Annotated in this window: 19 protein-coding genes; 8 read left to right on the top strand and 11 right to left on the bottom strand. The window is 42.0% G+C overall.

Going from position 1 to position 24,217, the window contains the following annotated elements; all coding sequences use genetic code 11:
* Window positions 1–45: 45 nt before the first annotated feature.
* From ACYCSE_RS01740 to ACYCSE_RS01770, 7 genes are all read right to left on the bottom strand, one after another.
* Window positions 46–438 carry a MarR family winged helix-turn-helix transcriptional regulator gene (locus ACYCSE_RS01740; RefSeq protein WP_459702463.1) on the bottom strand — a complete coding sequence of 131 codons (393 nt, stop codon included), beginning with the start codon at window positions 436–438 and terminating at the stop codon, window positions 46–48.
* 279 nt (window positions 439–717) lie between these two features.
* On the bottom strand, window positions 718–2,094 hold the full coding sequence (gdhA, locus tag ACYCSE_RS01745; RefSeq protein ID WP_061828771.1) for an NADP-specific glutamate dehydrogenase: 1,377 nt from the start codon (window positions 2,092–2,094) through the stop codon (window positions 718–720).
* A 380-nt stretch (window positions 2,095–2,474) separates the two neighbouring features.
* The gene (thrC, locus tag ACYCSE_RS01750) at window positions 2,475–3,866 is read right to left on the bottom strand and encodes a threonine synthase (protein ID WP_459701058.1); all 1,392 of its coding nucleotides are present in this window, start codon (window positions 3,864–3,866) and stop codon (window positions 2,475–2,477) included.
* A 215-nt stretch (window positions 3,867–4,081) separates the two neighbouring features.
* Window positions 4,082–5,425, bottom strand: coding sequence for a TldD/PmbA family protein (locus ACYCSE_RS01755; RefSeq protein ID WP_459701060.1), 1,344 nt, complete (start codon window positions 5,423–5,425; stop codon window positions 4,082–4,084).
* A 3-nt stretch (window positions 5,426–5,428) separates the two neighbouring features.
* A complete protein-coding gene (locus ACYCSE_RS01760) occupies window positions 5,429–6,823 on the bottom strand; it encodes a TldD/PmbA family protein (RefSeq protein ID WP_459701062.1) in 1,395 nt (464 codons plus the stop codon).
* A 403-nt stretch (window positions 6,824–7,226) separates the two neighbouring features.
* Window positions 7,227–7,532: a hypothetical protein gene (locus ACYCSE_RS01765; RefSeq protein ID WP_459701064.1), complete on the bottom strand. Its 306-nt coding sequence runs from the start codon at window positions 7,530–7,532 to the stop codon at window positions 7,227–7,229.
* Between the two features lie 437 nt (window positions 7,533–7,969).
* Window positions 7,970–8,848 (bottom strand): AraC family transcriptional regulator, encoded by an 879-nt coding sequence (locus ACYCSE_RS01770; RefSeq protein WP_254351099.1) that lies wholly within the window; start codon window positions 8,846–8,848, stop codon window positions 7,970–7,972.
* Between the two features lie 468 nt (window positions 8,849–9,316).
* On the opposite strand from ACYCSE_RS01770, the gene ACYCSE_RS01775 reads away from it, so the two are divergent.
* The 6 genes from ACYCSE_RS01775 (at window position 9,317) to ACYCSE_RS01800 (ending at window position 15,492) form a co-directional block, all read left to right on the top strand.
* Entirely contained in the window at window positions 9,317–12,523 is a 3,207-nt protein-coding gene (locus tag ACYCSE_RS01775; protein ID WP_459701067.1) for a CdiA C-terminal domain-containing protein, read from the top strand.
* Between the two features lies 1 nt (window position 12,524).
* A complete protein-coding gene (locus ACYCSE_RS01780) occupies window positions 12,525–13,052 on the top strand; it encodes a hypothetical protein (RefSeq protein WP_250260749.1) in 528 nt (175 codons plus the stop codon).
* A gap of 379 nt (window positions 13,053–13,431) precedes the next feature.
* Entirely contained in the window at window positions 13,432–13,728 is a 297-nt protein-coding gene (locus ACYCSE_RS01785) for a hypothetical protein (protein ID WP_459701069.1), read from the top strand.
* On the top strand, window positions 13,722–14,222 hold the full coding sequence (locus tag ACYCSE_RS01790) for a hypothetical protein (protein ID WP_459701071.1): 501 nt from the start codon (window positions 13,722–13,724) through the stop codon (window positions 14,220–14,222). Before ACYCSE_RS01785 ends, ACYCSE_RS01790 begins: the two co-directional genes overlap by 7 nt.
* Window positions 14,223–14,540: 318 nt before the next feature.
* Window positions 14,541–14,873, top strand: coding sequence for an Imm8 family immunity protein (locus tag ACYCSE_RS01795; RefSeq protein ID WP_459701073.1), 333 nt, complete (start codon window positions 14,541–14,543; stop codon window positions 14,871–14,873).
* A 259-nt stretch (window positions 14,874–15,132) separates the two neighbouring features.
* On the top strand, window positions 15,133–15,492 hold the full coding sequence (locus tag ACYCSE_RS01800) for a putative zinc-binding protein (RefSeq protein ID WP_013311396.1): 360 nt from the start codon (window positions 15,133–15,135) through the stop codon (window positions 15,490–15,492).
* 504 nt (window positions 15,493–15,996) lie between these two features.
* On the opposite strand, the gene ACYCSE_RS01805 is transcribed toward ACYCSE_RS01800, so the two are convergent.
* The 4 genes from ACYCSE_RS01805 to ACYCSE_RS01820 all read right to left on the bottom strand — a co-directional run bounded on the left by ACYCSE_RS01805 (window position 15,997) and on the right by ACYCSE_RS01820 (window position 19,706).
* Window positions 15,997–17,121, bottom strand: a complete 1,125-nt coding sequence (locus ACYCSE_RS01805) for a serine hydrolase (RefSeq protein WP_459701075.1) — start codon at window positions 17,119–17,121, stop codon at window positions 15,997–15,999.
* Between the two features lie 306 nt (window positions 17,122–17,427).
* The gene (locus ACYCSE_RS01810; protein ID WP_459701077.1) at window positions 17,428–17,952 is read right to left on the bottom strand and encodes a VOC family protein; all 525 of its coding nucleotides are present in this window, start codon (window positions 17,950–17,952) and stop codon (window positions 17,428–17,430) included.
* A gap of 51 nt (window positions 17,953–18,003) precedes the next feature.
* On the bottom strand, window positions 18,004–18,630 hold the full coding sequence (locus ACYCSE_RS01815) for a type 1 glutamine amidotransferase family protein (protein WP_459701079.1): 627 nt from the start codon (window positions 18,628–18,630) through the stop codon (window positions 18,004–18,006).
* Window positions 18,631–18,743: 113 nt separating this feature from the next.
* Window positions 18,744–19,706, bottom strand: a complete 963-nt coding sequence (locus tag ACYCSE_RS01820; RefSeq protein WP_459701081.1) for a helix-turn-helix transcriptional regulator — start codon at window positions 19,704–19,706, stop codon at window positions 18,744–18,746.
* Between the two features lie 383 nt (window positions 19,707–20,089).
* Here ACYCSE_RS01820 and ACYCSE_RS01825 point away from each other — a divergent pair, with 383 nt between their 5' ends.
* Window positions 20,090–23,461: a CdiA family toxin C-terminal domain-containing protein gene (locus tag ACYCSE_RS01825; protein WP_459701083.1), complete on the top strand. Its 3,372-nt coding sequence runs from the start codon at window positions 20,090–20,092 to the stop codon at window positions 23,459–23,461.
* A gap of 22 nt (window positions 23,462–23,483) precedes the next feature.
* Window positions 23,484–23,870: a ribonuclease toxin immunity protein CdiI gene (gene cdiI / locus ACYCSE_RS01830; protein ID WP_459701085.1), complete on the top strand. Its 387-nt coding sequence runs from the start codon at window positions 23,484–23,486 to the stop codon at window positions 23,868–23,870.
* Window positions 23,871–24,217 lie beyond the last annotated feature (347 nt).

The following is a 24,217-nucleotide window of genomic DNA, read 5'->3' on the forward strand; positions in this document are numbered from 1 at the left end:
CTCTCCTTGTCCCTCTGTGGGTATAGTAATGTTAAAAAAATGTTGTCAGTCCATATCAGATATGTGACTATTCATCACTTGCAGCATATCAGCTAGTTGGTGCCGTTGGGTCTCGTCGAAGCTCTGTAGTAGCTGAGCTACAAACTGCGAGCGCTCCTGCTTAAAGATGACAATGCGTGCACGCCCATAATCGGTCAGGCTTACCAAGGTAACCCTGTTGTCCTCTGGCTTCGTGCGTCGTGTGACCATAGCTGTCGCTTCCAGTTGTTTCAAATGACGCGTTACGGCTGCACCGTCAATGCCAACCTCTTTTTGCAGCAGAGTTTGACTAATCTCCTCCACTTGATACAACTTGCACAATAGCTGCAATCTGGATGCGCTGACTCCTGCACAACGCTCAAACTTGGAGCTAATCTGCTTGTTCAGCAACAACAGCATGTCAAAAATATACTCAGGCTCGGATGGTGTCTGGGTGATATCAATCTCTCCTCCCTTAAGCATATCGCTGGGCTTGATGATCCGACCTTTGATCCATCAATTATTGATCTATCAAGTAATATACATCCTCTTTAAAAATAAATCAAGTCCCTGAGAAAAATAAAGTGCTCTTTGCAAATAAAAGCTGAGCGACTCACACAGAGCCACTCAGCTTTTGTTTCATTAGCTTACTTATTCAATCATCATGTAATAGCAGATAAGGGTTGGTATACCGTTGTGCTAAACAATCCCGTGGGACAGCATTGCGTCGGCCACGCGCACAAATCCTGCGATATTGGCCCCGACAACCAGATTGCCCGGTACGCCGTATTCCTCAGCCGCCTTCACGCTGTTAGCATAGATATTTTTCATAATATCATGCAGCTTGGCATCCACTTCCTCAAAGGTCCATGACAGACGCATGCTGTTCTGCGACATTTCAAGCGCCGAGACCGCTACTCCGCCTGCATTGGCTGCCTTGGCTGGCCCGAACAGAACTCCATTGCCCAAAAACACTTCAATGGCCTGTAGCGAGGATGGCATATTGGCACCTTCGCCTACAGCTTTTACACCATTGCTTACCAGCAACTGGGCTGCTTGCTCGTCAATTTCATTCTGTGTGGCGCATGGCAGTGCGATGTCGCATGGGATCGACCAGATCCCCGAACAGCCTTCTGTATAGATTGCGCCTGGACGCTCTTGAGTATACTCGCTAATCCGCAGACGGTTCACTTCTTTCAACTGCTTTACCAGCTTCAGATCGATACCGTCTGGATCATAGATGTAGCCATTAGAGTCACTACATGCCACGACTGTAGCACCGAGCTGCTGTGCTTTTTCAATCGCATAAATGGATACGTTCCCTGAGCCCGACACGACGACGCGTTTTCCTTCAAAGGACGATCCCTGAGCCTGCAACATCTCGTTTACAAAATATACACAACCGTAGCCAGTCGCTTCTGTACGTGTGAGACTGCCTCCGTAATGAATCCCTTTACCCGTCAGGACGCCACCTTCATGTCCTCCGCGAATCCGCTTGTACTGCCCGAACATGTATCCGATCTCACGTCCGCCTACACCAATATCCCCTGCCGGAACGTCGGCATCTGGACCTATATATTTATACAACTCAGTCATGAAGCTTTGTGTAAAACGCATCACTTCGTTATCTGATTTCCCTTTGGGATCAAAATCCGAGCCGCCTTTACCACCACCGATGGGAAGACCCGTCAATGCATTTTTGAAAACTTGCTCAAAACCCAAAAATTTGACGATTCCCAGATATACAGACGGATGGAAGCGAAGTCCACCTTTATAAGGCCCTATCGCACTGTTAAACTGTACGCGGAAGCCGCGGTTGACCTGTACAACCCCTGCATCATCCACCCAAGGTACACGGAAGGTAATGACTCGCTCCGGCTCCACTAGCCGTTCCAGAAGCCCCTGCTGCATATACTTAGGATGCTTAGCCAATACCGGAATTAGCGAATCCAATATTTCCTTGACGGCCTGATGGAATTCATTCTCATGAGGATTGCGCGCGATAACCTTCTCAAAAACGGACTGTACATATTCGGCTGCTGCTTGTTGACTCTGCTCTGGACGGATCATGGTCATTATTTAATACACCCCTTTTATAATTAGCCCCTCTGTTAAATGACGGAACGACGTTATTCTGCACCTTCGAGAGTGGAACTTTATGTATTCATAAAATTTAGTTAACTATACATGATTTTTTATAATAATACATCTAATTCGCCTATAAAAAATTTTTGTATCCTTCATCAAATAACTCTATGAACCTCTCATTTCCTGTTAGTTTATTAAAGCTAAATCCCTTGATTCACGGGCTTTTTTCACGATTTCTAAGACCCTAACACCTTACTCCACATGGCATTATAATGTGAACAAATTGAAACTAAAACATACAGCACATCTGGAAAATATGGAAATAAAAAAGAGGCTGCGCGCAGGGCGTAGCCTCCTTTCCCATTCTTTTACACATAAAAGGCTTCAAGCTGACGCACAATTTCTGCCTCGTCATGCTCTACCACCTGTTGATGCTGCGATTTCGAGAATAATTGTTCAATTTGCGTCGGGAACTCCTGCTTGATGTCCACCAGACGAATAGCTTCATCAAATTTGGCCGGATGTGCTGTCGCAAAGGTCACACATACTTCGTCCGCGCCATTATACGCCTCATACGCGGCAATACCGCAAGCCGTATGCGGGTCGAGCAAATAATCGTACTCGGCTTTGTATTTTTTGATCAGCTCCAGACACTGCTCATTCGAAGCACCGAGCGCTTCAAAATCCTGCTGTACCCGTTTCAAATCCTCTGCACTGATCACAATCCGTCCCTCGGTTTTGAGGTTATTCATGTATTCAGATACCTTGGCTGCATCTTCCCCAAGGAAGTAATACAGATATCTTTCGAAATTGCTCGCCACCTGAATGTCCATCGAAGGACTGTATGTGCTTTTGAAGTCGCCTGGTTTGTATTCACCTGTCTTCACGAAGCGCTCCAAAATATTATTTTCATTGGTGGCAATAATCAGCTTATGGATCGGCAAGCCCATTTTTTTCGCAAGAAAGCCAGAAAAAATATTTCCAAAGTTGCCAGATGGCACGCTGATATTGATTTTTTTCGTACCCGCAGACTCTTGCGCCCGGAAATAAGCATAGAAGTAATATACGGTTTGCGCCAAAATGCGCACAAAGTTGATCGAGTTAATTGCCCGCAAATGATGTTTAGCTTTGAAATCCAGATCGGCAAACAGGTCCTTAATGACCTTCTGACAATCGTCAAAGTTCCCTTTAACGGACAGATTCAATACATTTTCATCGTCAACTGTCGTCATTTGCAGCTCTTGTACCTTGCTCACCTTTTGGTGTGGATGCAAAATACAGATTTTAATGCCTTCCTTGCCACGCACGCCCTGAATCGCTGCTGCCCCGGTATCGCCCGAGGTTGCACCCAAAATGTGAATGATCTCATTCTGCTTTTTGGACACGTAGGAATAAAACTCACCCATAAATTGCAGCGCCACATCCTTGAACGCGAACGTAGGCCCGTGGAACAGCTCCAAAATAGACAGGGAATCGTTGATCTTCTTTACTGGCGTAACTTCCGGATGACGGAAGCTCGCATAGCTGCGCTCCACCAGCTGCTCCAAATCTTCACGAGGAATCTCATCATTGATATACAGCGCAAAAACTTCCAGCAGCAGCTCTCTGTAGCTCAATGTAGCCCATTGCTCTAACGTAGCCGCCGACACAGTCGGAATCTGCTCCGGTACCATCAGACCTCCATCGTCAGCTAACCCCATGAGCACGGTATCAATAAATCCCTTGGCTTCTACTCGACCTCTAGTGCTTATATATCTCATATACATCCCCCAATAAAAATTCAATTCGAACCTTTTTTCGAATATATTATTGTCTATAATACCCTGTCGCGGTGCTGTAACCAAGCCTTTTTTTCATATTTCAAAGACTTTCTCCTACTTTACCATACCTCGATGCATCAGGCATCTGTCATCGCTAAGCAATTAAAACGTCAGGAACAGCCCGTGAGTCTGAAAAAAGAAGGCTGCTCCAGTGATTAGGAACCTGAAATCGAGAGTGCAGCCAGCTTGAGCGAAGGCGATGTGCAGCTTCCCGTAAAACATAAATCGTTGCCAACTTCCTCTACCTGCTGCAGCACATCAAAGAAGTTGCCCGATACGGTGATCTGATTGACCGCTCTGACCACTTGCCCCTGCTCAATCCAGTATCCCAGACAAGCCAGCGAAAAATTACCGGACGCCGTATTCGTACCCGCATGCAGCCCTTGCAGCTCTACGATCATCAGCCCGCGATCCGTCTTGCGAATCATGTCCTCCAACGTAGACGTGCCTGGTTCCACATACAGATTATGATATGACACACCAATTTTACCGTTATAGCTGCCCTTGGAAGCATTAGAGGTACTCTGCACCCCAGCCTTGCGGGCCGTCTTGCGATTATGGAAATACGTCCGTAGTTCGCCGTCCTTGATGATCTCATTACGATGCGTTGCGCTGCCTTCGGCATCAAACGTACTGCCTGCGGGAACGTTCTCCATCAGCGGATCATCAATCAGCGTAATACGCTCACTTGCCACCTTTTGCCCTAGTTTCCCAGCTAATCGCGAAAAGCCTTTATCCACCGATTCCGCTGAAAATACCGACGTATACGCAGCCAGCAATTGCGCTGCTGCATCATGACGGAAAATGACCGGATAGTTATCCGATTGGATCGTGTGCGCACCCAGCTTGGAAACAGCCTCTTTTACGGCTTTACGCGCCACATCCACAATATCGATTTCTTCCACACTTCGCAGCGAATAATCATGCCAACCCCCGGTAACGGTCTCGTCATGGTCTGCTGCAATCACATACACATAAGCGCTCGCCAGACTTTTGCGACGATGGCAGTGCAGTCCTTTTGTATTTACTATCAGAACCTCATTTTCACGAATGCTGACCGAGCAATGCCGAGCCATCACAATCCGTGGATCTGCGGCAAGCGCTGTGCGCTCCATTTCCAGCGCCGCTTCGATCAGAATCTCAGGAGCCGTGTCAGCCAACGCTGCGGCATAGGCAGGCTGCTCAGGGTAGCTCTCAGAGCCTGAGAACAACTCATCCTGTTCCTCACTCTCCAATATGTCCGCGTTGCTGTATGCCTCTTCCAATAAAAAGTCGATCACGTCCGGTTCCAGCTTCTCCGTAGAGGCATAACCCATTTTCCCGTTAATGACGCCCCGGAAGGAAAGCCCACCGTTTTCGACGATGGTATATTGATCAATTTCTCCCTTCAGTACCTTCACCGAGATAGAACGTCCATTTACATAGTAGATTTCCATATCCGCGTAGCCGATTTCCCGACCTTTTGTGAACAACGCTTCCTGAAATTGCTGAATATTCATCGCCTATTCCCCCTTCCGTCCGCCGACAGTCATCTCGGACACTCGTATCGTAGGCTGTCCGCAGTTGACCGGAAGACTTCCGCTGACTGATCCGCACATCCCCTGACCATGATCCAGATTGTTGCCGACCATATCAATATTTTGTAGGGTTTCAATGCCTTTGCCGATCAACGTTGCGCCTTTGACCGGCTCGGCAATTTTGCCGTTGCGAATCATGTATGCCTCTTCAACCGCAAAATTAAACTCGCTGGTCGAGGTATTCACCGAACCGCCACCCAGCGATTTGGCATAGACCCCGTACTCCGTATTCGCAATGATTTCTTCACGGGTCGAATCCCCGTTCGCAATAAACGTATTGTTCATACGGGACGCAGGCGCGAATTTATAGGACTGTCTTCGTCCTGACCCTGTCGCAGGCACACCCATCTGGCGCGAGCCCATGTGGTCGATCAGATATCCTTTTAAAATGCCGTTCTCAATCAGTACGTTGCGCTGTGTCGGCGCTCCTTCATCATCGATATTGAGCGAGCCCCACGCATTCTGAATCGTTCCATCATCTATAGCCGTGACAAGCGGCGAAGCCACCTGCTGCCCGATCTTATTGGCAAACACGGAGGTTCCATGGGCCACCGCCGTAGATTCCAGCCCGTGTCCACATGCCTCGTGAAAAAGAACGCCACCGAAGCCGTTCTCAATTACGACCGGCAGTCTGCCACTAGGCGCATATCCTGCTTTCACCATCGTGGACGCAATGCGAGCGGCGTGTCTCGCATTTTCTTCGATATTCAGATTCTCCAGAAATTCAGTCCCCGCATACGCTCCCGGCCCACGGAACCCGGATTGTCTATGCTCCCCATCCGTCGCAATCGCGCTTATTCTCATACGTGTATACGTACGGGTATCCTCCACCAGTAGCCCGTTGCTATTGGCGATCAGCACGTTTTGGATTGAGTTACTGATCCCTATGGAGGTTTGCGTGATGGAAGGATCGTATTGGCTTGCCGCCTCATGCGCCCGTCTCATCATGTCGATCTTAGCGCGTTTCTGTGAACCGTCAGGAATGATCGCAATCGGATGTTGGTTAGGGATAGCATGAGGATGGAGTGTAATGGTGTGTGTACCTGGCACTCCACCTCCGCGAATGGCCTTGGCGGCCGATTTGGCCAGTCGAATTAGGCTCTGTTCGCTCATATCACTGGTATAGGCATACACCGAGAAATGTTCCTTCATGATCCGAATGCCAATCCCAAAATCCCGGCCTGACAGCGCCGTCTCCACGACGCCTCCGGTCATGCCCAGTTGTCCATTGGTACGGTCCTCGACGAACACCTCTGCAAAATCCCCGCCCGTCTCCAGCGCGGCTTGCAGCATATCCTGAATCTGTGTTGGATGTATCATCACGTTCCTCCTCGTTTTTGCCATGTTTCATATTTTACGTTTAAGCGATCAAGATAATAAGCGGGTCCATGTTCATTTCCCATAACTTTACTATACATGATGTTGGGAGTGGGTGTAACTATATGGGTGGCAAGTGATTTGGAAGGGAGTGAAGATTTATGCGTGGGGATAGAGGGATTGAAATGAGAAAACCCGATCAGACCGTGAAGGGTCATGTCGGGTTATTGGAAAAAAATTGATTACTGGTTGGGTTGAGCAAGTACGTGCATATAATGCCGCTACGTAGACGAATCATTCTTCCGATCGCTGTGCCCCCAGATTTTTTTGATTATAGTTTAACGGTAAAATCCGCGTTCAAAGGCGAACGCTCCGCTTCTTCAGAACGATTCCGTCCCCTCCGCTGCTATGCTTGGGTTTGCTTCATTTTGTTCGCCAAAATACTTTTTTTCAAACGAACTTTAAACAATTCCCTGCGAAGGTCCAGTTCCATGATATGAAGATGGTCGGCCGCTTCTTTGACGGTTTCCATTTGCAGTACGCTTGCCTTTTGAGAAATAATAGCTAGAGCATCCCAAATGAGCTTTGTGCATGTTTCAAGTCTCTCTATGTGTTCGTCTTCTTGCTGCACCAAGTTCTCGTATTCTTCAGCAGTATTTTCAGATGAGTTTGTATGTTCCATGCTCTTTAGTATCTTAGGTTGGGTATCCAAGTTACCATCTCCTTTTTATTCAAAGTGTAGCAAAGGATGATAACGGATGTGGTACGTGGATACGTAGCAATGAGAGAATAATAGATAAGATTATTAGAACAATTTAGTATGCAAGATAAATTAAGACTCTTTGACATTCCAAGATAAGGATTATTTCAAACTTAGAAGCTATAAAAGTACAACTAAATGAATAAATATTATTTCAATACCTTAAACTTTGCACTGTTCTTCAGTCTGTCGCTACATTATATTTTCAATTACATAAGTAAGTATCATTTCTATTCAAAATCATTAGTCCCGTAAAATAAATTACCTGATCTTTCTCACCAAATGGCTGTACCTTAAAAGAAATACCTTCTTCACAAAATAAGCTTCAATTATAATAATTGAAAAAAGAGCTGTCGAAACAGCTCATGGATACTTCATAATCACATGCTTTATGTTACTTTTTTTGAAATGGGGATCCATATTTCACTTTTGAAAGTCGGTGAGGTTATATCTTTACTCTCATTCCATAGGATTTCCGGGCCTTCTATTTGTTCATAGTTTGAGGATGGGAACCATTCGGAATAAATACGTCCCCACACATCTTGTAGCGCATCAGGAAATGATCCGATTGCTTCGAATACTGCCCACGTTGAGGCAGCAACTTTAAGTTGTGTTAGGTTATCCGGACACTCCTTTGTTGTTGCAACGCCAATATAGTGATCAAGCTCCCCTTTTTCCTCCATTCTACCTTCAGAAAAGTTCGTGGACGCACTAAGCAACCCCATAGGCTCGACATTAGAAATTCTTTTAAGATTATTGATCGTTTCACCATCTAAACTTTCCCACATCGCAGCAATCTCTGGATTAACCCCGTTAAAAATAATAGGAACTCTTTTTTGAATACCAACAATGCGAAATGCCCCTTTTTCTTCAATTCGATAGTTCATTTCACTTCCCCCTTTAATGGATAACTGGAAGGTCATTCGTGGATATGCTTTTAGCGAACGGCCATTAATTCTAGCTTCAGACGGCGTTAAGCCATGTAAATTTTGAAAAGCTCTTGTAAAAGAATCTGGTGAATTATACCCGTATTTAATCGCGATATCAATAACCTTTACATTGCTATCTTTAAGCTCAAATGCTGCAAGAGTGAGGCGTCTGCGGCGGATGTATTCTGATAACGTAACACCTGCAAGAAAAGAAAACATCTTTTTAAAATGAAATTCAGAGCAGTAAGCCAACCTTGCTACCTCTTTAAAGTCAATATCATTGGTCAGGTTTTCTTCAATATACTTTATTGCTTCATTCATGCTCTTAAGCAAATCCACTATAAGACCTCCTTCATCAATAGAATAGCAGTAGTTGAATATATCCACCCGACAATTCCTGCACAATATTGTAGGGTCTATTCTTATTCATAAGTTTAGTACACAAACTTATATAACATAACTAATTAAGTAAGAATATCTTTAATAATCAATGCCCTTTCAATAAAAGATCCACCTCACCGGATTTATTATAATTAATATATGTTCCATCAATAAAGATTTTCATTATTCGGTATAACCAATGGGTCATTCTGTAAACTAAGTCTCTCTTTTAACCGATAAATACATATGCTGGGTTGTTTATTAAATATCACCTCTCGCCCCTTTTTTGCGTACAAACCTTGTTATACATATTTATATTGACTCACTGTTGTACTCATCTGCGGCTTTTGTAATCAGAAGCAATTTCAAGATGACGTGCTTTACTTGGAAATACCCATCGCATCTAGAAAGGAGTCTTGAACTCACTTGAGCGTATTATCAGATGGGATCGGATATGAAAGCCTGCGCTTTTATGGTCCCTTTCAGCCACTACACATCGAACAACTTCAAATAACACGTGCCATTAACGATCATGCCTATTTACATATCAGTGGCATGCTCTCCGAAGAACAAGGAGCTGCATGCGTCGGACAGGATATGGAGCAAGAACCCATTGTGATTCGTCAGTTGGATGATCAGGGACAATTACTGAGAAGATTGTTCCATGGGATTGTCACGCGTATGTCCGTACATTGTGTGCGAGGCGTGTATACGTTTGAACTGGAGGCTGCTTCCCATTCGTACCAGATGGATATTAAGCGTAAAAGGCGCTCCTATCAAGATATTCACCGCACCTATGATGATCTGGTCACTGCGCTGGTTCGAAAATATCAATATGGAGATGCCATTGATACGGTAAGCAACTATGCCAAACTGGAGACATTTGTTTTACAATATGATGAGACCGATTGGGCGTTTTTAAAACGTCTCGCTTCTCGCTTTGGTTCCGTACTCGTGCCAGAGGTAACCGCAGCCTCGCCCAAGGTTTTCTTCGGGATGCCAGAAGGCAAGCAACATAAGGTAGAGCGTGATGTATTTTATCGTGTTCGAAAAACGTTTCATGAGCTGGATGCGGAAAAGCCTGACGAACGTGCTAGCTCGTATATCACCTATATGATCGAAAGCCTGCAATACTATGCGCTGGGCGACCTCATCACGTTACCCATTGGACAAGGCAAAGAATTGGTCGTGGTTCGAGCCGTAACCACATTAACGGATGGCTTACTGCGTACTCGCTATGATCTTCAATCCGAACAGGATATCCGCTATACCCGGCATGAAAACGATCAGGCCACCGGGATTTCACTGACAGGAACGGTGCTGAAGGTACAGCAGGATTTTGTACAGCTTCAACTGGACATTGACCCGAAGCAAGATCCTGCTAAAGCGTGCTGGTTTCCCGTAGCCACCCGTTATGTCGCGGAAGAACATAGTGGCTGGTACGATATGCCTGAGATCGGGGAACTGGTGGAATTGTATCTGCCTATACACCGCGAACAGGATGCCTATGTCACGGACTCGCTACGACAACAACGCCACGCAAATGGACAGCCGAATGTGAAGGTATGGCAACATGTGCAAGGTAGCGGCGTAGAAATGTCTGAGCATGATCTGACCCTATCCACCTCCGGTGAATTTTCCATTACACTGCATGAAAGTAGCGGCATTACGATTGACAGTCCGGGGAATGTGCAGATTCAGGGTGGTCACGTGAAGCTTGATGCTGGGCAGGAACTTTCGCTCGAAGCTGGAACGGCGCTGTATCTAAAAGGCGGAGCCAGCAGCATGGTACTGGATGGTGAAACGGATACCAAAGCTCCGGTAATATATCAGGAAGGTACGGTGAAAGCTCCTGTTTTCGTGACTGACCTCCCTCCTGTACCTGAGCCACCATTGATGAGCATCAAAGCCTATGAAGCAGCTCAATCAGCAGCCAAGGATTCATCTAGCAGTCAAGCCTCTACCCCTAAAGCAAAAGTCACCAGTCCAGCAGAGCTTCAACAGGCGAATGCCATGATGGGGACAGTATCCAAGCTATTAGGCTCCATTCCGGTAATGGGGAAAGTAGCTGGCGTTGTTGTGGGAGTGCTAAGTGGACCTGCGGCGGGGGTGATTCTGAAAGCAACCGCAGCGATCCCTGTTCGGAGCAAAGGAACCCCTACCGTTGGAGGCAGTAGCAAGGGGAGCGAAGTTCACCCATTAAAATACTTGGCTGGTTTGGCCATGCAAGGGTTGATTAGTTTACACGAGCATGAGAAAGCTAAACAAGCCTATTATAACAAGTGGATTCTAGGGAAAGTGTATACGAGTGCACGTCATATTGTGAATTCCGGTGGCACATTGGAACTAGTTCAAAACCTACTGAAAGAATCGAATGCCATGGTTCATGCGTATCAGCAAGTTCCGGAAGATGTAAAAAAACGCTGGAGAGCCGATTACGACAGCCGCATGGCACAGCAGCAGCCTAAACAACAAGTTGAGAAGCCTAAGTCTTGGTGGGATCGTTACCTGGATTATACGGGTAGCAGCGCGATGATAAAAAGTCAAATAGCCATGGAGCAGGCACATGCTTCTCAAAAAACAGCAAACAGCCTTGCTGAATTATACAAAGGCATAGAGCAGGCTAATAACGTAAGGGCTCAAAATCAATTAAACTCCATTGGTGAATTTTTAGATTATTGGTCATTTGGTATACCTAAAGGATTGTATCAAGCCTATATGGAGCGCGGACGTAATCAAGGTAACTCTGGTAGTGACGCAATCAATTTTGCTACATTTGGAATAACAGAGGCTATACGTGGAGCTTTGACACCTGAAGATCCTTTGTCACCAGACCATTTGTCCAATGTCATTAGTGTAGCAGCGATCGTTGAGGGGGCCGGTTCATTTTTCAAGCCGAAAACCATACTAAATTTACCAGTTAAAGAACCTGTTCGTCCAGGTCCTAAAATCATAAATGAAAAAACAGAGCCACCCCAACTTCCAAACCTGAAGCCCAATAAAGAGATTGAGGGGGTGGGTAATTCTGCAAAGATACCTAGAACAGGACCAGAATGGGATGAGTATTTCCGTTCAAAATATGGCGATGATAATGTAGACTGGAAAACTAGTTCTGAATACAACCTATATGGTCCTAATTATATTCCTTATACACCAAAAATCAGACCGAATGCTATCACTACTAAGCCTTCATTACCTAGAGGGGGGAGACCGGAAGGAAATTATGCTGATACTAAAGGTAAAGGTAGCCGAGGATTAGAAAGACAAAATGAAGCTGCAGATGTACTCACGGAACAAGGATATCGTACGACAATGCTTGACGAACTTGATAATGGAAATGGTTATGGTATTGATCCTAAAAAAAGTCCAGATTTCATAATAGAGAGGCAAGTATTTGATTGCTACGCTCCTGATACAACTACGAGTCTACGGAACATTCTTGATACACTCAGAGAGAAAACTACAAAACAAGCTAGAAGAATAGTGTTAAATTTAAATGATTATCCTATTGAAAAAAGACGCGAGCTTATTGAAAATTTAAAAAGTCAAACACACAAGGATTTAAAACATTTAGATGAATTGCTAATCATTGAAGATCGTCAAGTAACTAGAGCGTACTGGAGGTTTGAGTAAAATGGATTATAGGTTATCTATTGGCTCTAATTTGTCTAGAGAAGCCTTGGGAAAGTTTCTTTACAATATGATATGTGAAGTGTTAGTAATGGAAATAAATTTTTATGAAGTAGAAGTAAAAGATTGGTCTGATACTCGACAGGTGAGTATTAGTTGCACTTATTTTTCTATAAGCATTAATTTAGATGATGAGGATGACTATTTAGAACGTTTTCGAGAAATGAATCTCGAAGATCACGGCGTAGATACAAATGTTCTTATTAGTATTCAATTTGTATCGCGTACTTTTGATATTGGATGGTTAAAAATACTCGAAGTTATTGGAAAACTATTGAGGTTGAACGATCAAGATTTGGTTGTTGAAGATGATTCCTCATACCCACTATTAAAAAGAATTAAAGGGCGTTTATTTATCAATAATAATCTAGATGAATATCAAACCAGGTATATCACTAAAGAAAATCTAGAACTGCTGAATTATCCTTATTTAGAAAAAGACTTTTTTAAAGATAGCGGATATCGAAGGTAACTTTTTTCTGTTAATTGCATGATAAAAGTGAAATCAGAATATCTTAAATAACATTTTTCATTACGTCGAACGGGTCGATTATGGTCAGATACTACCATGATTGACTTGTTTTTTTGCTTTCCTCTTTGCCCTAATGCCGTCTGGTGATATGAACAAGCTGGTGAGATTAGAGGATAAAGGGTTGAAGGTAAAGGGTGAAAGACGAGAGATTCCCAATGACGGCAGCTATTTAACTACAGATGGTGAAAACGATGAGGAGGAATGAGCCTTTTTTCCACACAAAAAAATAATTTTTCATCCCTCCCTATCATTAGCCGACCAAAAGAATAAATTTAAAAATTAAGATGACTTTTAATCTAAGCCTGAGAGGAAGAAAGATGTGATTGAAAAAATTATACACCTAATAACAAACGCGTCTTTAGATAAAGATGATCGTGTTATAGTAGCTTCTCTAAAGTTATTAAAAAATGATTGCAATTTAGAAGAATTAGAAGGCGATTACTTTGCTCAACTTGTTAGTATGATTCCTCTGGTTAAAGAACAGAGTACAAAGGCACTTTTAATCGAAACAATTGTGGAATCTCCAGAATTCGTTAGCGACGATACGATACTGGACGAATATGTGAAACTTATATCAGAAGGTGCTACTAACGTTCAGGAAGCTGCAAGATGTTAGGTGCATTTACCGCCTCCGGCTCTACAAACAATCAGATATTCTTACAATTGGCCAATAAATTAAATAATACATTTGCCGTTGAAATACTAGTTTCAATGGGACGTTCTAATTGGGGAGAAATCCCTCATTACCTAGAATCATTTGCTCAAGAGGTTCAAAAAGCACAAAGGATAAGATATCGTTCAGGAATAATTGCAGCCTTTTTATTAATTGTTCATCCTCTATGTTCAGAATATGCTCATATCAGTTCGTTATCTTTTGGATATCCATTTACTGAAGCAGCTGTGAATGATTGGGCGTGGGTAACTCCAAAAAATACAGAAAATATAGTACAAAGGAAAATAGTAACCTCAAAGGAAGCTGAGGTATTGGTGAAATTAGGGGGCTTATTACGAAATAATATGGACTTGAATTCAAATGAAATTGCAAAGCTCTACACCGAGTTTTTTGAAGATAAGAACCCATTTGATGTTATTTACACTTTACCAAAATAAAAAACATAACGTCCAAGAAGTCGCGCGAGAGTTGTTTGGTATCGGACTTAGTTTTCTCTAGGGAAATTGAAAAAACATCCTCGCTTCAATTGATTGGATCATCTTAAACTGATAAAGTTCAAGCCCTATAACTATGCAAGAAATCGAAGAACCCGCCCCTATCTTTCCCCTAAAACAATGACTTGAGATCCCTCCCCATCTAAAGGCGTTTGACTTGAAAAAGAAAATGTTCGAAGAATACAACGCCGGGGAAAGATGGGCGTCAAAGCAGATAAGTAACGTTCATATTGATATTGTGTTCAATAGGAGGATAATTAAATGCTTATAATAAAGGCTTTAACAAAGATGTTCGAGGATTGGGGTGAAGATATAGATGATTTCTATATTACTTATAATATTGATATCGGACCCAGTGAAATAAATGGAGCATCAGACATGTTTTCATTTGAACTAATAAGTCCTAAAAGGTTAGCTAGGATGACAGGTCAAGGTGATATTATTATCGGGCATGGTCATTTTATAGCAAGGGACTTTAATGAAATTATACTTGAAGCAACATTAAACCGTATCATTAATAAATGCGTAGATGATGATATGAATAAGGCATACAAAAACCTATCTGCATATTTTCGTTGGGAGATGGACGAATAATTAACAATATCCCTGGAAACCAGAATTATATTTAGATAAGGCTAATTCTCTATTAGAAAAAATAAGTTAAAAATGGGGATCTGGCTGAATTGTAAATACACAGTTAGCCCTATAATAGATTTTACAAAATGTTGTCGTGATCACAATCACGGTTTAGACTGTAAATTTAAGTTAAAATACAAACAATTTAAATTATGTTTTACCTAAAACCAAAGACACTATGATGGATCACAAAGAAAAAACAAGGAAGTGTACAAAGATGAAAAGAACTGATTTGCCTCTTGTCTATTCTTGTTCTGGATGTTCCTCCGCAGCACAAACCGCTAACATGATCGCTATACAAATGGATCGAGAAAAAGTTGCTGAAATGTCCTGTATTGCTGGTGTTGGTGGTGATGTCAAACCCCTTGTCAGAACAGCAAAATCGGGACGTGACATCATTGCAATTGACGGCTGTCCCTTATCCTGCTGCAAGAGTTGCTTAGCAAGACATGAAGTTCAACCCAAACACCATTTCCTGCTGTCTGACTTTGACGTACCCAAGATAATAGGAGAAGATCCTAACCCCGATCATTATAGGAATGCTTACACACAAATCTTAGAACAAATTGGACAATAATTCTTAATTAAAATTAAGGTGTGTATCGAATTTTTACTGGTGGCTCCTAACACATCTTTAAGGGCCACCAGTATTATTTTTTATACAGAAACATCTTTTTAATAAGGAGAATAATCATCGAATGTTTAAATGAATTTGTCTCACAATTTAAAATTGACAAAATTCCTATGCGTCCTTGCACAAAAGAAGATTTTTTATGTACCAGACTTAAAGAACAATTAGTTTGTTAACTGTTCCCAAAATATCAAGCTTTATTTCTTAATTCAACATGTAATGTTCCATTGATCGTAGTGGTATTTACTGCAGCCTCCAGAAACCTGGTACACCAATTCTTAAACCGACGTTCTAAAGGAGTGGAGATAATGTATGAAATACTAAATAAAACTTGATATATCGCTAATAAACCATAAAGAGACACGAAATACGATTTTAAAATGGAAAGTAAGCCATGATCCAGTAAAGTATAAGCGGAATCAGCAGCATTTTTACAAAATAAGAAACTATTCAATTTCTTCCCTTATCATATGATAATTTGCTTCTTACCTCTTCTTGAAATGCAGTATCTGTTAATAATTTGTAAAAAAACAAATCCAGCTTCTGCTTGAGCCAAATATGATCCACCCCTGAATCATCTTGAATAAACATGGCTAGTTGAATGTCATTCCCTTCCCGATCCGTACAATATAAAGCCTCTGTTAGAACAGAAATGGTAGATCCACCTTTGTTTCCAAACTCTATTAACTTGGAGTTATCTACTTGTCCCTGAATTAGCATTTTTAGATATGGATTTATAGTAGAAGGAACCAACTCCTCCTTGTGTATGAGCTTCATGAGGTAAGCATATTCTTTAGTCGTTGAACGAGGAAGCTTGCGCGATTCCAGCACTTGAAGCTTTCGTACATAATTCTGCCTGGTGTTCCATTTCTGAATACATTCTAACCCCTGATCACGATTTAAAATCTGATGAATTTCAATAGATTTTTTCATAAATTCCTCGTAGCTCATCTCACTTATCTTTTGTATCGACTCTTTAAAGCCTATGTTTTCAGTCTCTTGGATATAAGGAGACATGAATCCCGCAGATGAAAAAGGAAAGATTTTATCATGAGAAGAAAGTGAGAGCTTCATAATATTCTCATTTATCTTATCCAAACCCATTTTCGCCATTAGAAATTCTGTATTGGCATTGGAACTATATGCTAACATACCGTGAGTAATATCCAATAACGTAATTTTACCTTGAACCTCTTTATGGTTTGCGCGAATGGATTTGATCCAGTTATGATGAGCGTTACCATCGGAACCAGGAATATAAAACTTATTTAATTCCTCTAAAGGAACAAGTTCCTGCTCGTCTAATATTTTCGCCACAACTTGTCGAGCAAATTCGATAGCAATGATCACTTTGGCCGTGCTGGCAAGCGGCATTTTAACTTCTGAGTTATAGCTGATTTTCTCCACACCATTTTTGATCATATACAAAGATGCTTTACTCGGATTCTCCTTCAAAAAACTTAGAACATCCATTTCTGTTTTATTATTATTTTGGCGCTTCGCAATGAACAAAAACAGGATACCTATGAACACAAATATTAAAATGATAGCTACTAACCATAAAATTATTTTCATACTTTGCTCCTTAATGGACGCGTTTAGACTGAAGTTCACATAAGTCGTCACAGCTCCCCACGGGAATCACTTTTCTTTTAGAAGCTATATAATCATACAAATAACCACCTATACCCATTTTTTAAAAATGATTATAAAGGGAACCGCCCACCAAAGATGCGGTATCCCTGTACAAATTTGTGCAATAGAGTCATTATCAACTAGAACCTCATTGAAGAGCAAATTACCAATGCATTCTATATTCAAGCTTTCCTTAACATCTCTCAGCAAACCGTCACTCTTAATATTTTTAAAAAGTGATTGCATTTATTCTCCACTAAAGCTTTTAGCCCATTCAGCAACCCTACGACTACTTTCTTCTTCTGACAAATCCTCGATCCTGGTCATAATAGACCATCTTACTCCACAAGGATCCAATATACTTCCGAATCGATCACCTGAAACAAAGTTTGTAACTGGTTCCCTTACTTTTGCTCCTCTTGCTACTGCATTTTCAAATACTTGATCAACATTCATTACGTAAATTCCGAAAGAATAACACGCATTCTCTGCATCTGGCGGCAAGACCAATTTATATGTCGGATTCGCTGCTCCCAGCTGCAAAAAACCATTTCCAAAATCTAATTCAGCATGAACAATTATTTTATTGCCATTCTCATCAGGATATTCAGTAATATCCTTAACCCTTGCATTGAAAACCGTTTTATAGAACTCTATTGCTTCCGAAGGATTCTTCACTGTAATAAACGGGGTAATAGACGTAAAACCGTTGGGTATTCCCTTCTTTGTATATTTACCTGACACTCCCACATATTCTCTGCTTTCAGTCATTTTGACTCCTCCTTTAAATAATCATAAAAGTTCAATTTTATGCTTATACCTTCATTGGATTGAATTCATCAACTCATAGTAATATTTGGATGCACGAGTCTTATTTAGACTATACCAAGCTTCTAATGTTTTAGAAGAAAACACACTCAGGGCTTTCAAGACGTGTACGGAGAATTCCAACGGAGCCGTTCCAGATGCAGTGATTAGTTTTCCATCCGTTACAGCAGACTCCATTTTGTAATACTTTTCACCCGTATAGGTGGGACAGATCATTTTAAGGTATTCCAGATCATTGCTTGTATGCCAACGTGAATTCAGCAGTCCTGCCTGGGCAAGTTCGATGGTAGCACCACAAATCGCCGCAACCCATATACCTTCCTCTAAACATCTCTCAGCAATTTTTAAGATCGGTTGATGAATGGTTTCTGTCCATGTATTACCACCAGGTAAAATCAGTATATCTGTACTTTCAATGCTGCACTCACCCAGTGTGATGTCAGGCAGGATTTTCAATCCGCCCATGGTAGTGACAGGAGTCTTCTCCATTCCCACGGTAACTATTTTGGATGGGACCAGCCCCTTTTTATAATATCTTCCCGAGTTCAGTTCGGCAGTTAAGTAACCGATCTCCCAGTCTGCCATTGTGTCAAACACATAAAGATATACTATATTATTCATTTGCAAGTTCTCCTTATTTTATAATTTATCAAGTGATACCAATCATCCTTCGGTAATCAATGATTATCCTCATTATAAAAAAGCTTCACTGACATCTGCTGTCAGTGAAGCTATTAAAGTTGATAGTATTCCATTAACTCCGACGCAACAGCAACAAGTTTTCCCTTCAAACTCTGTGGTTCGATGACTTGAATGGACTTCCCGTAGGGTAGGAGTAAATAAGGGACATATGTATGAAGTGATTTTTCCTCAAGCAAAAAGATGGCTTGATTGGATGTCCGCTCTTTCAGATGATGCCCCAAAAACCAATGCAGACATAAGTCATCCAATGCCTCTGGCCTGCCTTCGATCATTAAAGAAATTAAACCGTCCTTGCCTACTAAATCAGGCAGCAGATTTTGCATAAAAAATTCACGAGCCGTAAAAGCCTCAGGACGCTTAAATAGGATGGGAGTACGCTTGATTTGTAGAATCCGATCTGCCCGAAAGCTACGGATCTCATTTCTTAGGTGACAAAATGCAACAGTGTACCATTTGTTGTTCCAGTAAACCATTCCATAGGGGTCTATCACCCTATTCTTGGGTTGTTCTTCATGACTTGTGCGGTAATCCATTTCTACAGAGAATTCGTTGGCTACAGCCTGCTCCAATTCTGCCAATACCGGCTGAAGAGAAGGGTCTCCCATGCGGTTAATCACTTCAAATCCGGCTAAATGACGGCTAAGTATACTTTCCTGCTCTTGATTCGAATACATTTTTAATTTTGATGTCGCATTGCCTAATGCCTCACTCAAAGGGTATCCAGCCTCTTTTGCAAAAATAGCAGCATGAAGGAGTGCCTTTTTTTCCTTCATATCAAATAGTAGAGGCGCTCTGATAAAATTATTCAGCAAGCTATACCCGCCATTATGACCTGGGTCGGATATTATCGGCACTCCACTGGCACATAGTGCATCAATATACCGATAAACTGTCCTTATATTTATTTCTAACTTTTCGGATATTTGCTTTGCAGTCATTTTTACGCCCGAATTCAACATCCATAGAATGGCCAGCATATTATCGTTTTTTGGCATAATAAGAACCCTCATCTTTCATTAAAGCTCAACTTTTATAAATATCTTCTTATACTCCCTCTTACCATCTATTATATGCTTTTTTCTACTCAAAACTCTCCCCCGGTATCTCCTGCTTCCAGAAATACACATTGTAAATACCTCTTCCAATGGTTCATTCTGTAAACTAAATCTCTCTTTTAACCGATAAATACATATGCTGGGTTGTTTATTAAGTATCACCTCTCGTTTCTTAATACCAAACAACCCCCGTAATACATTACATATCTATCTTGACTAACAGTTTGTACTCATCTGCGGCTTCTATAATTCAGAAGCGAATTCAAGACGACGTGCTTTACTTGGAAATACCCATCGCATCTAGAAAGGAGTTATGAACTCACTTGAGCGTATTATCAGATGGGATCGGATATGAAAGTCTACGCTTTTATGGTCCCTTTCAGCCACTACACATCGAACAAATTCAAATAACACGTGCCATTAACGATCATGCCTTTTTACATATCAGCGGGTTGCTCTCCGAAGAACAGGGAGCAGCTTGTATCGGTCAAAATATGGAGCAAGAGCCGATTGTGATTCGTCAGTTGAATGATCAGGGACAATCGCTGAGAAGATTGTTCCATGGGATTGTTACACGTATGTCCGTACACTGTGTGCGAGGCGTATATAGGTTTGAACTGGAGGCCGCTTCCCATTCCTATCAAATGGATATCAAACGTAAAAGACGCTCCTATCAAGATATTTACCGCACCTATGATGATCTGGTCACTGCGCTGGTTCGAAAATATCAATACGGAGATGCCATTGATACGGTAAGCAACCATGCCAAACTGGAGACATTTGTTTTACAATATGAGGAGACCGATTGGGCGTTTTTAAAACGCCTCGCTTCTCGCTTTGGCTCCGTACTCGTGCCAGAGGTAACCGCAGCCTCACCCAAGGTTTTCTTCGGGATGCCCGAAGGCAAGCAGCATAAGGTGGAGCGGGATGTATTTTATCGAGTACGAAAAACGTTTCATGAGCTGGATACGGAAAAGCCAGGAGAACGTGCTGGCTCGTATGTCACCTATATGATCGAAAGTCTGCAATACTATGCGCTGGGCGACCTCATCACGTTACCTATCGGACAAGGAAAAGAACTGGTCGTAGTTCGGGCAGTGACCACACTAACGGATGGCTTACTGCGTACCCGTTACGATCTTCAAGCCGAACAGGATATCCGCTATGCCCGTTATGAAAACGATCAGGCTACCGGGATTTCGCTGATAGGAACGGTGCTGAAGGTACAGCAGGATTTTGTACAGCTTCAACTGGACATTGACCCGAAGCAAGATCCTGCCAAAGCCTGCTGGTTTCCCGTAGCCACCCGTTATGTCGCGGAAGAACACAGTGGCTGGTACGATATGCCTGAGAGCGGGGAACAGGTGGAACTGTATTTGCCTACCCACCGCGAACAGGATGCCTATGTCACGGATTCGCTCCGACAACAACGCCACGCGAATGGACAGCCAAATGTGAAGGTATGGCAACATGTGCAAGGTAGCGGCGTCGAAATGTCTGAGCAGGAGGTGACCCTATCCACCTCCGGTGAATTTTCCATTACACTGCATGAAGGTAGCGGAATTACCATTGACAGTCCGGGAAATGTGCAGATTCAGGGTGGTCATGTGAAGCTCGATGCTGGGAAGGAGCTTTCACTTGAAGCTGGAATGGCACTGTATTTAAAAGGCGGAGCCAGTAGCATGGTACTGGATGGTGAGACGGATACCAAGGCTCCGGTGATATATCAGGAAGGTACGGTGAAAGCTCCTGTTTTCGTGGCCGACCTCCCTCCTGTGCCTGAGCCGCCACTCATGAGCATAAAAGCCTATGAAGCAGCCCAGTCAGCAGCTAAGGATTCATCTAGCAGCCAAGCCTCTACCCCTAAAGCAAAAGTCACAAGTCCAGCAGAGCTTAAACAGGCGAATGCATTGATGGGTACGGTGTCCAAGCTATTAGGCTCCATTCCAGTGATGGGAAAAGTGGCTGGCGTTGTTGCAGGAGCGCTAAGTGGACCTGCAGGAGGTGTGATTCTGAAAGCAACCGCAGCGATCCCTGTTCGGAGCAAAGGAACCCCTACCGTTGGAGGCAGTAAGGGGAACGGCATTCATCCGTTGAAACACTTGGCTGGTCTAGCATTACAAGGGTTAATTAATCAGTATGAACATGAGCAAGCAAGACATGCCTACTATAGCAAATGGATTCTGGGGAAAGTGTATACAAGCGCACGTCAAATAGTACATTCCGGCAGCCGATTAGAGCTGATCCAAAACTTGCTGACAACATCGAAAACCATGGTTCATGCCTATCAACAGGTACCTAAAAGTGTTAAAGATAGAATGCTGAGGGAATATAAAGAACAAGAAAAAGCTAGGGCTGAAGCTGCTCTTAAAGCAGAAAAAGAAGCTAGAGCTAAAGCCCTTAAAGCGAAAAAAGAAGCTGCGCCACCAGAGCTTACAGAAGAAGACTACAAAAAGATCTGGCAGGATTATCGAAGGAACATATATACCGAAGACCGTAGGCCCAAACTTAAACCGGGGAGTTATCGAGGAGAAGATGGTGTTGTACGTACTCGTGACGGTAAACCCGATGTCCAATACTATAGTGAATGGAAACATAATTATCCCGAAGATGATGATTTCTTCATGCAAACTAGGAAGCAAGGTATAACCGAAGAAGAAAAAAAGTGGATGTTCTATGCTATTTCCATAGAAAACCCTCTTATGGTTGGTGGTCGAGGCGGTATGGACAATACTAAAGAATTGAAGGGGATACTCTCAAAACTGGGTAGAGGGAAAGGGTTCTTTAATATTTCTTCTGGAGTAAGTGCAAAAGTAAGAGTCCAGGAATTATTAGCGAGACAACAAATAGAAGCTACAGAAAACGTAGCTTCCCAAAAAATTAACCAAACTCTTGAAACCAAAGGCTACAAGCCACAGCCAAATGAAAGGTTAACAACGAAAAACCAATATAAACAACAGGATCAACAGGCAAGGAAAACGCTACGAGAGACTGCCTCCAAGGCAACTAGAGAAGAAAATAGTAAAATTCAAAAGAAGATCATATATAATGTAGCTAAGAGTAAAAATACAAGAAAATCCTCAAATATAAAAGAATATTTAAAAAAGGAAAAAGAAATTGTTAAATCGCAGGACACTAAGGGGACGTCACAAGCTCCTAATGCTAGAGTCAATTATAAATCAGGTTATGATGATCATTTAATTGAAGTGAAAGGGTTTAAAGCAAAACCAACTATAGGAATAAAAGGTGGCCATAACCTTGAAAACTTTGAGCGGTATATTTTAGACAACTTTGGCGATCAAGTTAAGAATATTAATCAAGCTGCGATAAAAACGCCACATCCAGATATTCCGGGAATTTATGAGGTTAAATACAAACTCCCTGTTTATGACGGAATGAGCTTAGCTAATGGTGGAAAAGGAAACTTTACTGGTCAGTGGAAAGAGTATAAGAATCCAAAAACTGTATACGATCCGAAACTACTCTCTGATGAACAGATGCTTAAGTTGGGGAGAGAGGCGATGGAAGAGGGCATTCAAAATAATAAAATAAAAATAGACACACGACCAAATGCTGTTTCTGATGAAATTGTTGGATATGCTGAAGTTGACGGTAAAAGACTGGAATTTATAGGTTACAGGGATAAAGCTACTGGAGAAATAACAAACTTTTTTCCTGTGATTCCGAAAAATTAATTAATAGATAGGAATGAATAAGATGGATGATGAAATATATTATGTAGAAGATGTTCAGGAAAAAATTAAGAATATGGAGGCATACTACGGTACTTTAGGGGACGGCTATTTTTTAGAAGCTCTAAATGAATTTACAAAGGGTAAAGGATTTGGTATTGGTTATACTAGCTGCTATTTTGCTACTGAATGCACTCCAAATGATGAAGAGTATTTTGGAGATAGTGGAGTAAATTTCACAACAACTCCGCCAGTAACTAGTGTAGAAGTGTATGCAATTGTGGATTATGAGATGTTTTTTGAGTATTTAGTTAAGGTATCTCAGGAGTATCTTTCAAGACATTCCCAGAATGTCGCTAAAGTTGAAAGTTGTTTAGCTCAAATCAAAGAGAATTTAAATTTATACGCTTAAAACAATAGGATGTTTACACACCCAACAACAAGATCGCACAATACAACAAACCAAACACTAAAAACTTGACACAAACTTGATAGCCTTTTTAAAAGCACAGTCCCACTTGAGATACGAGTAGGAATGTGCTTTTTTTTATGCTAAAAATAAGCAGTCAATTAGCAGAATAAGTCCCAATTCCTATATAGATAATACAACTTTACCATTCCCCTATCAGAGTTACCAACCACATCATAACCTCCGATGGATTCACGCAATTGGTCGGCATCATAAATATCAACATGTTTGCTCATCATTTATTTTCTGAAAAAGCTTAAATTTCTGGATTTTCTATTTTGATTTATGTA

The sequence above is a fragment of the Paenibacillus sp. SEL1 genome, assembly GCF_054602535.1.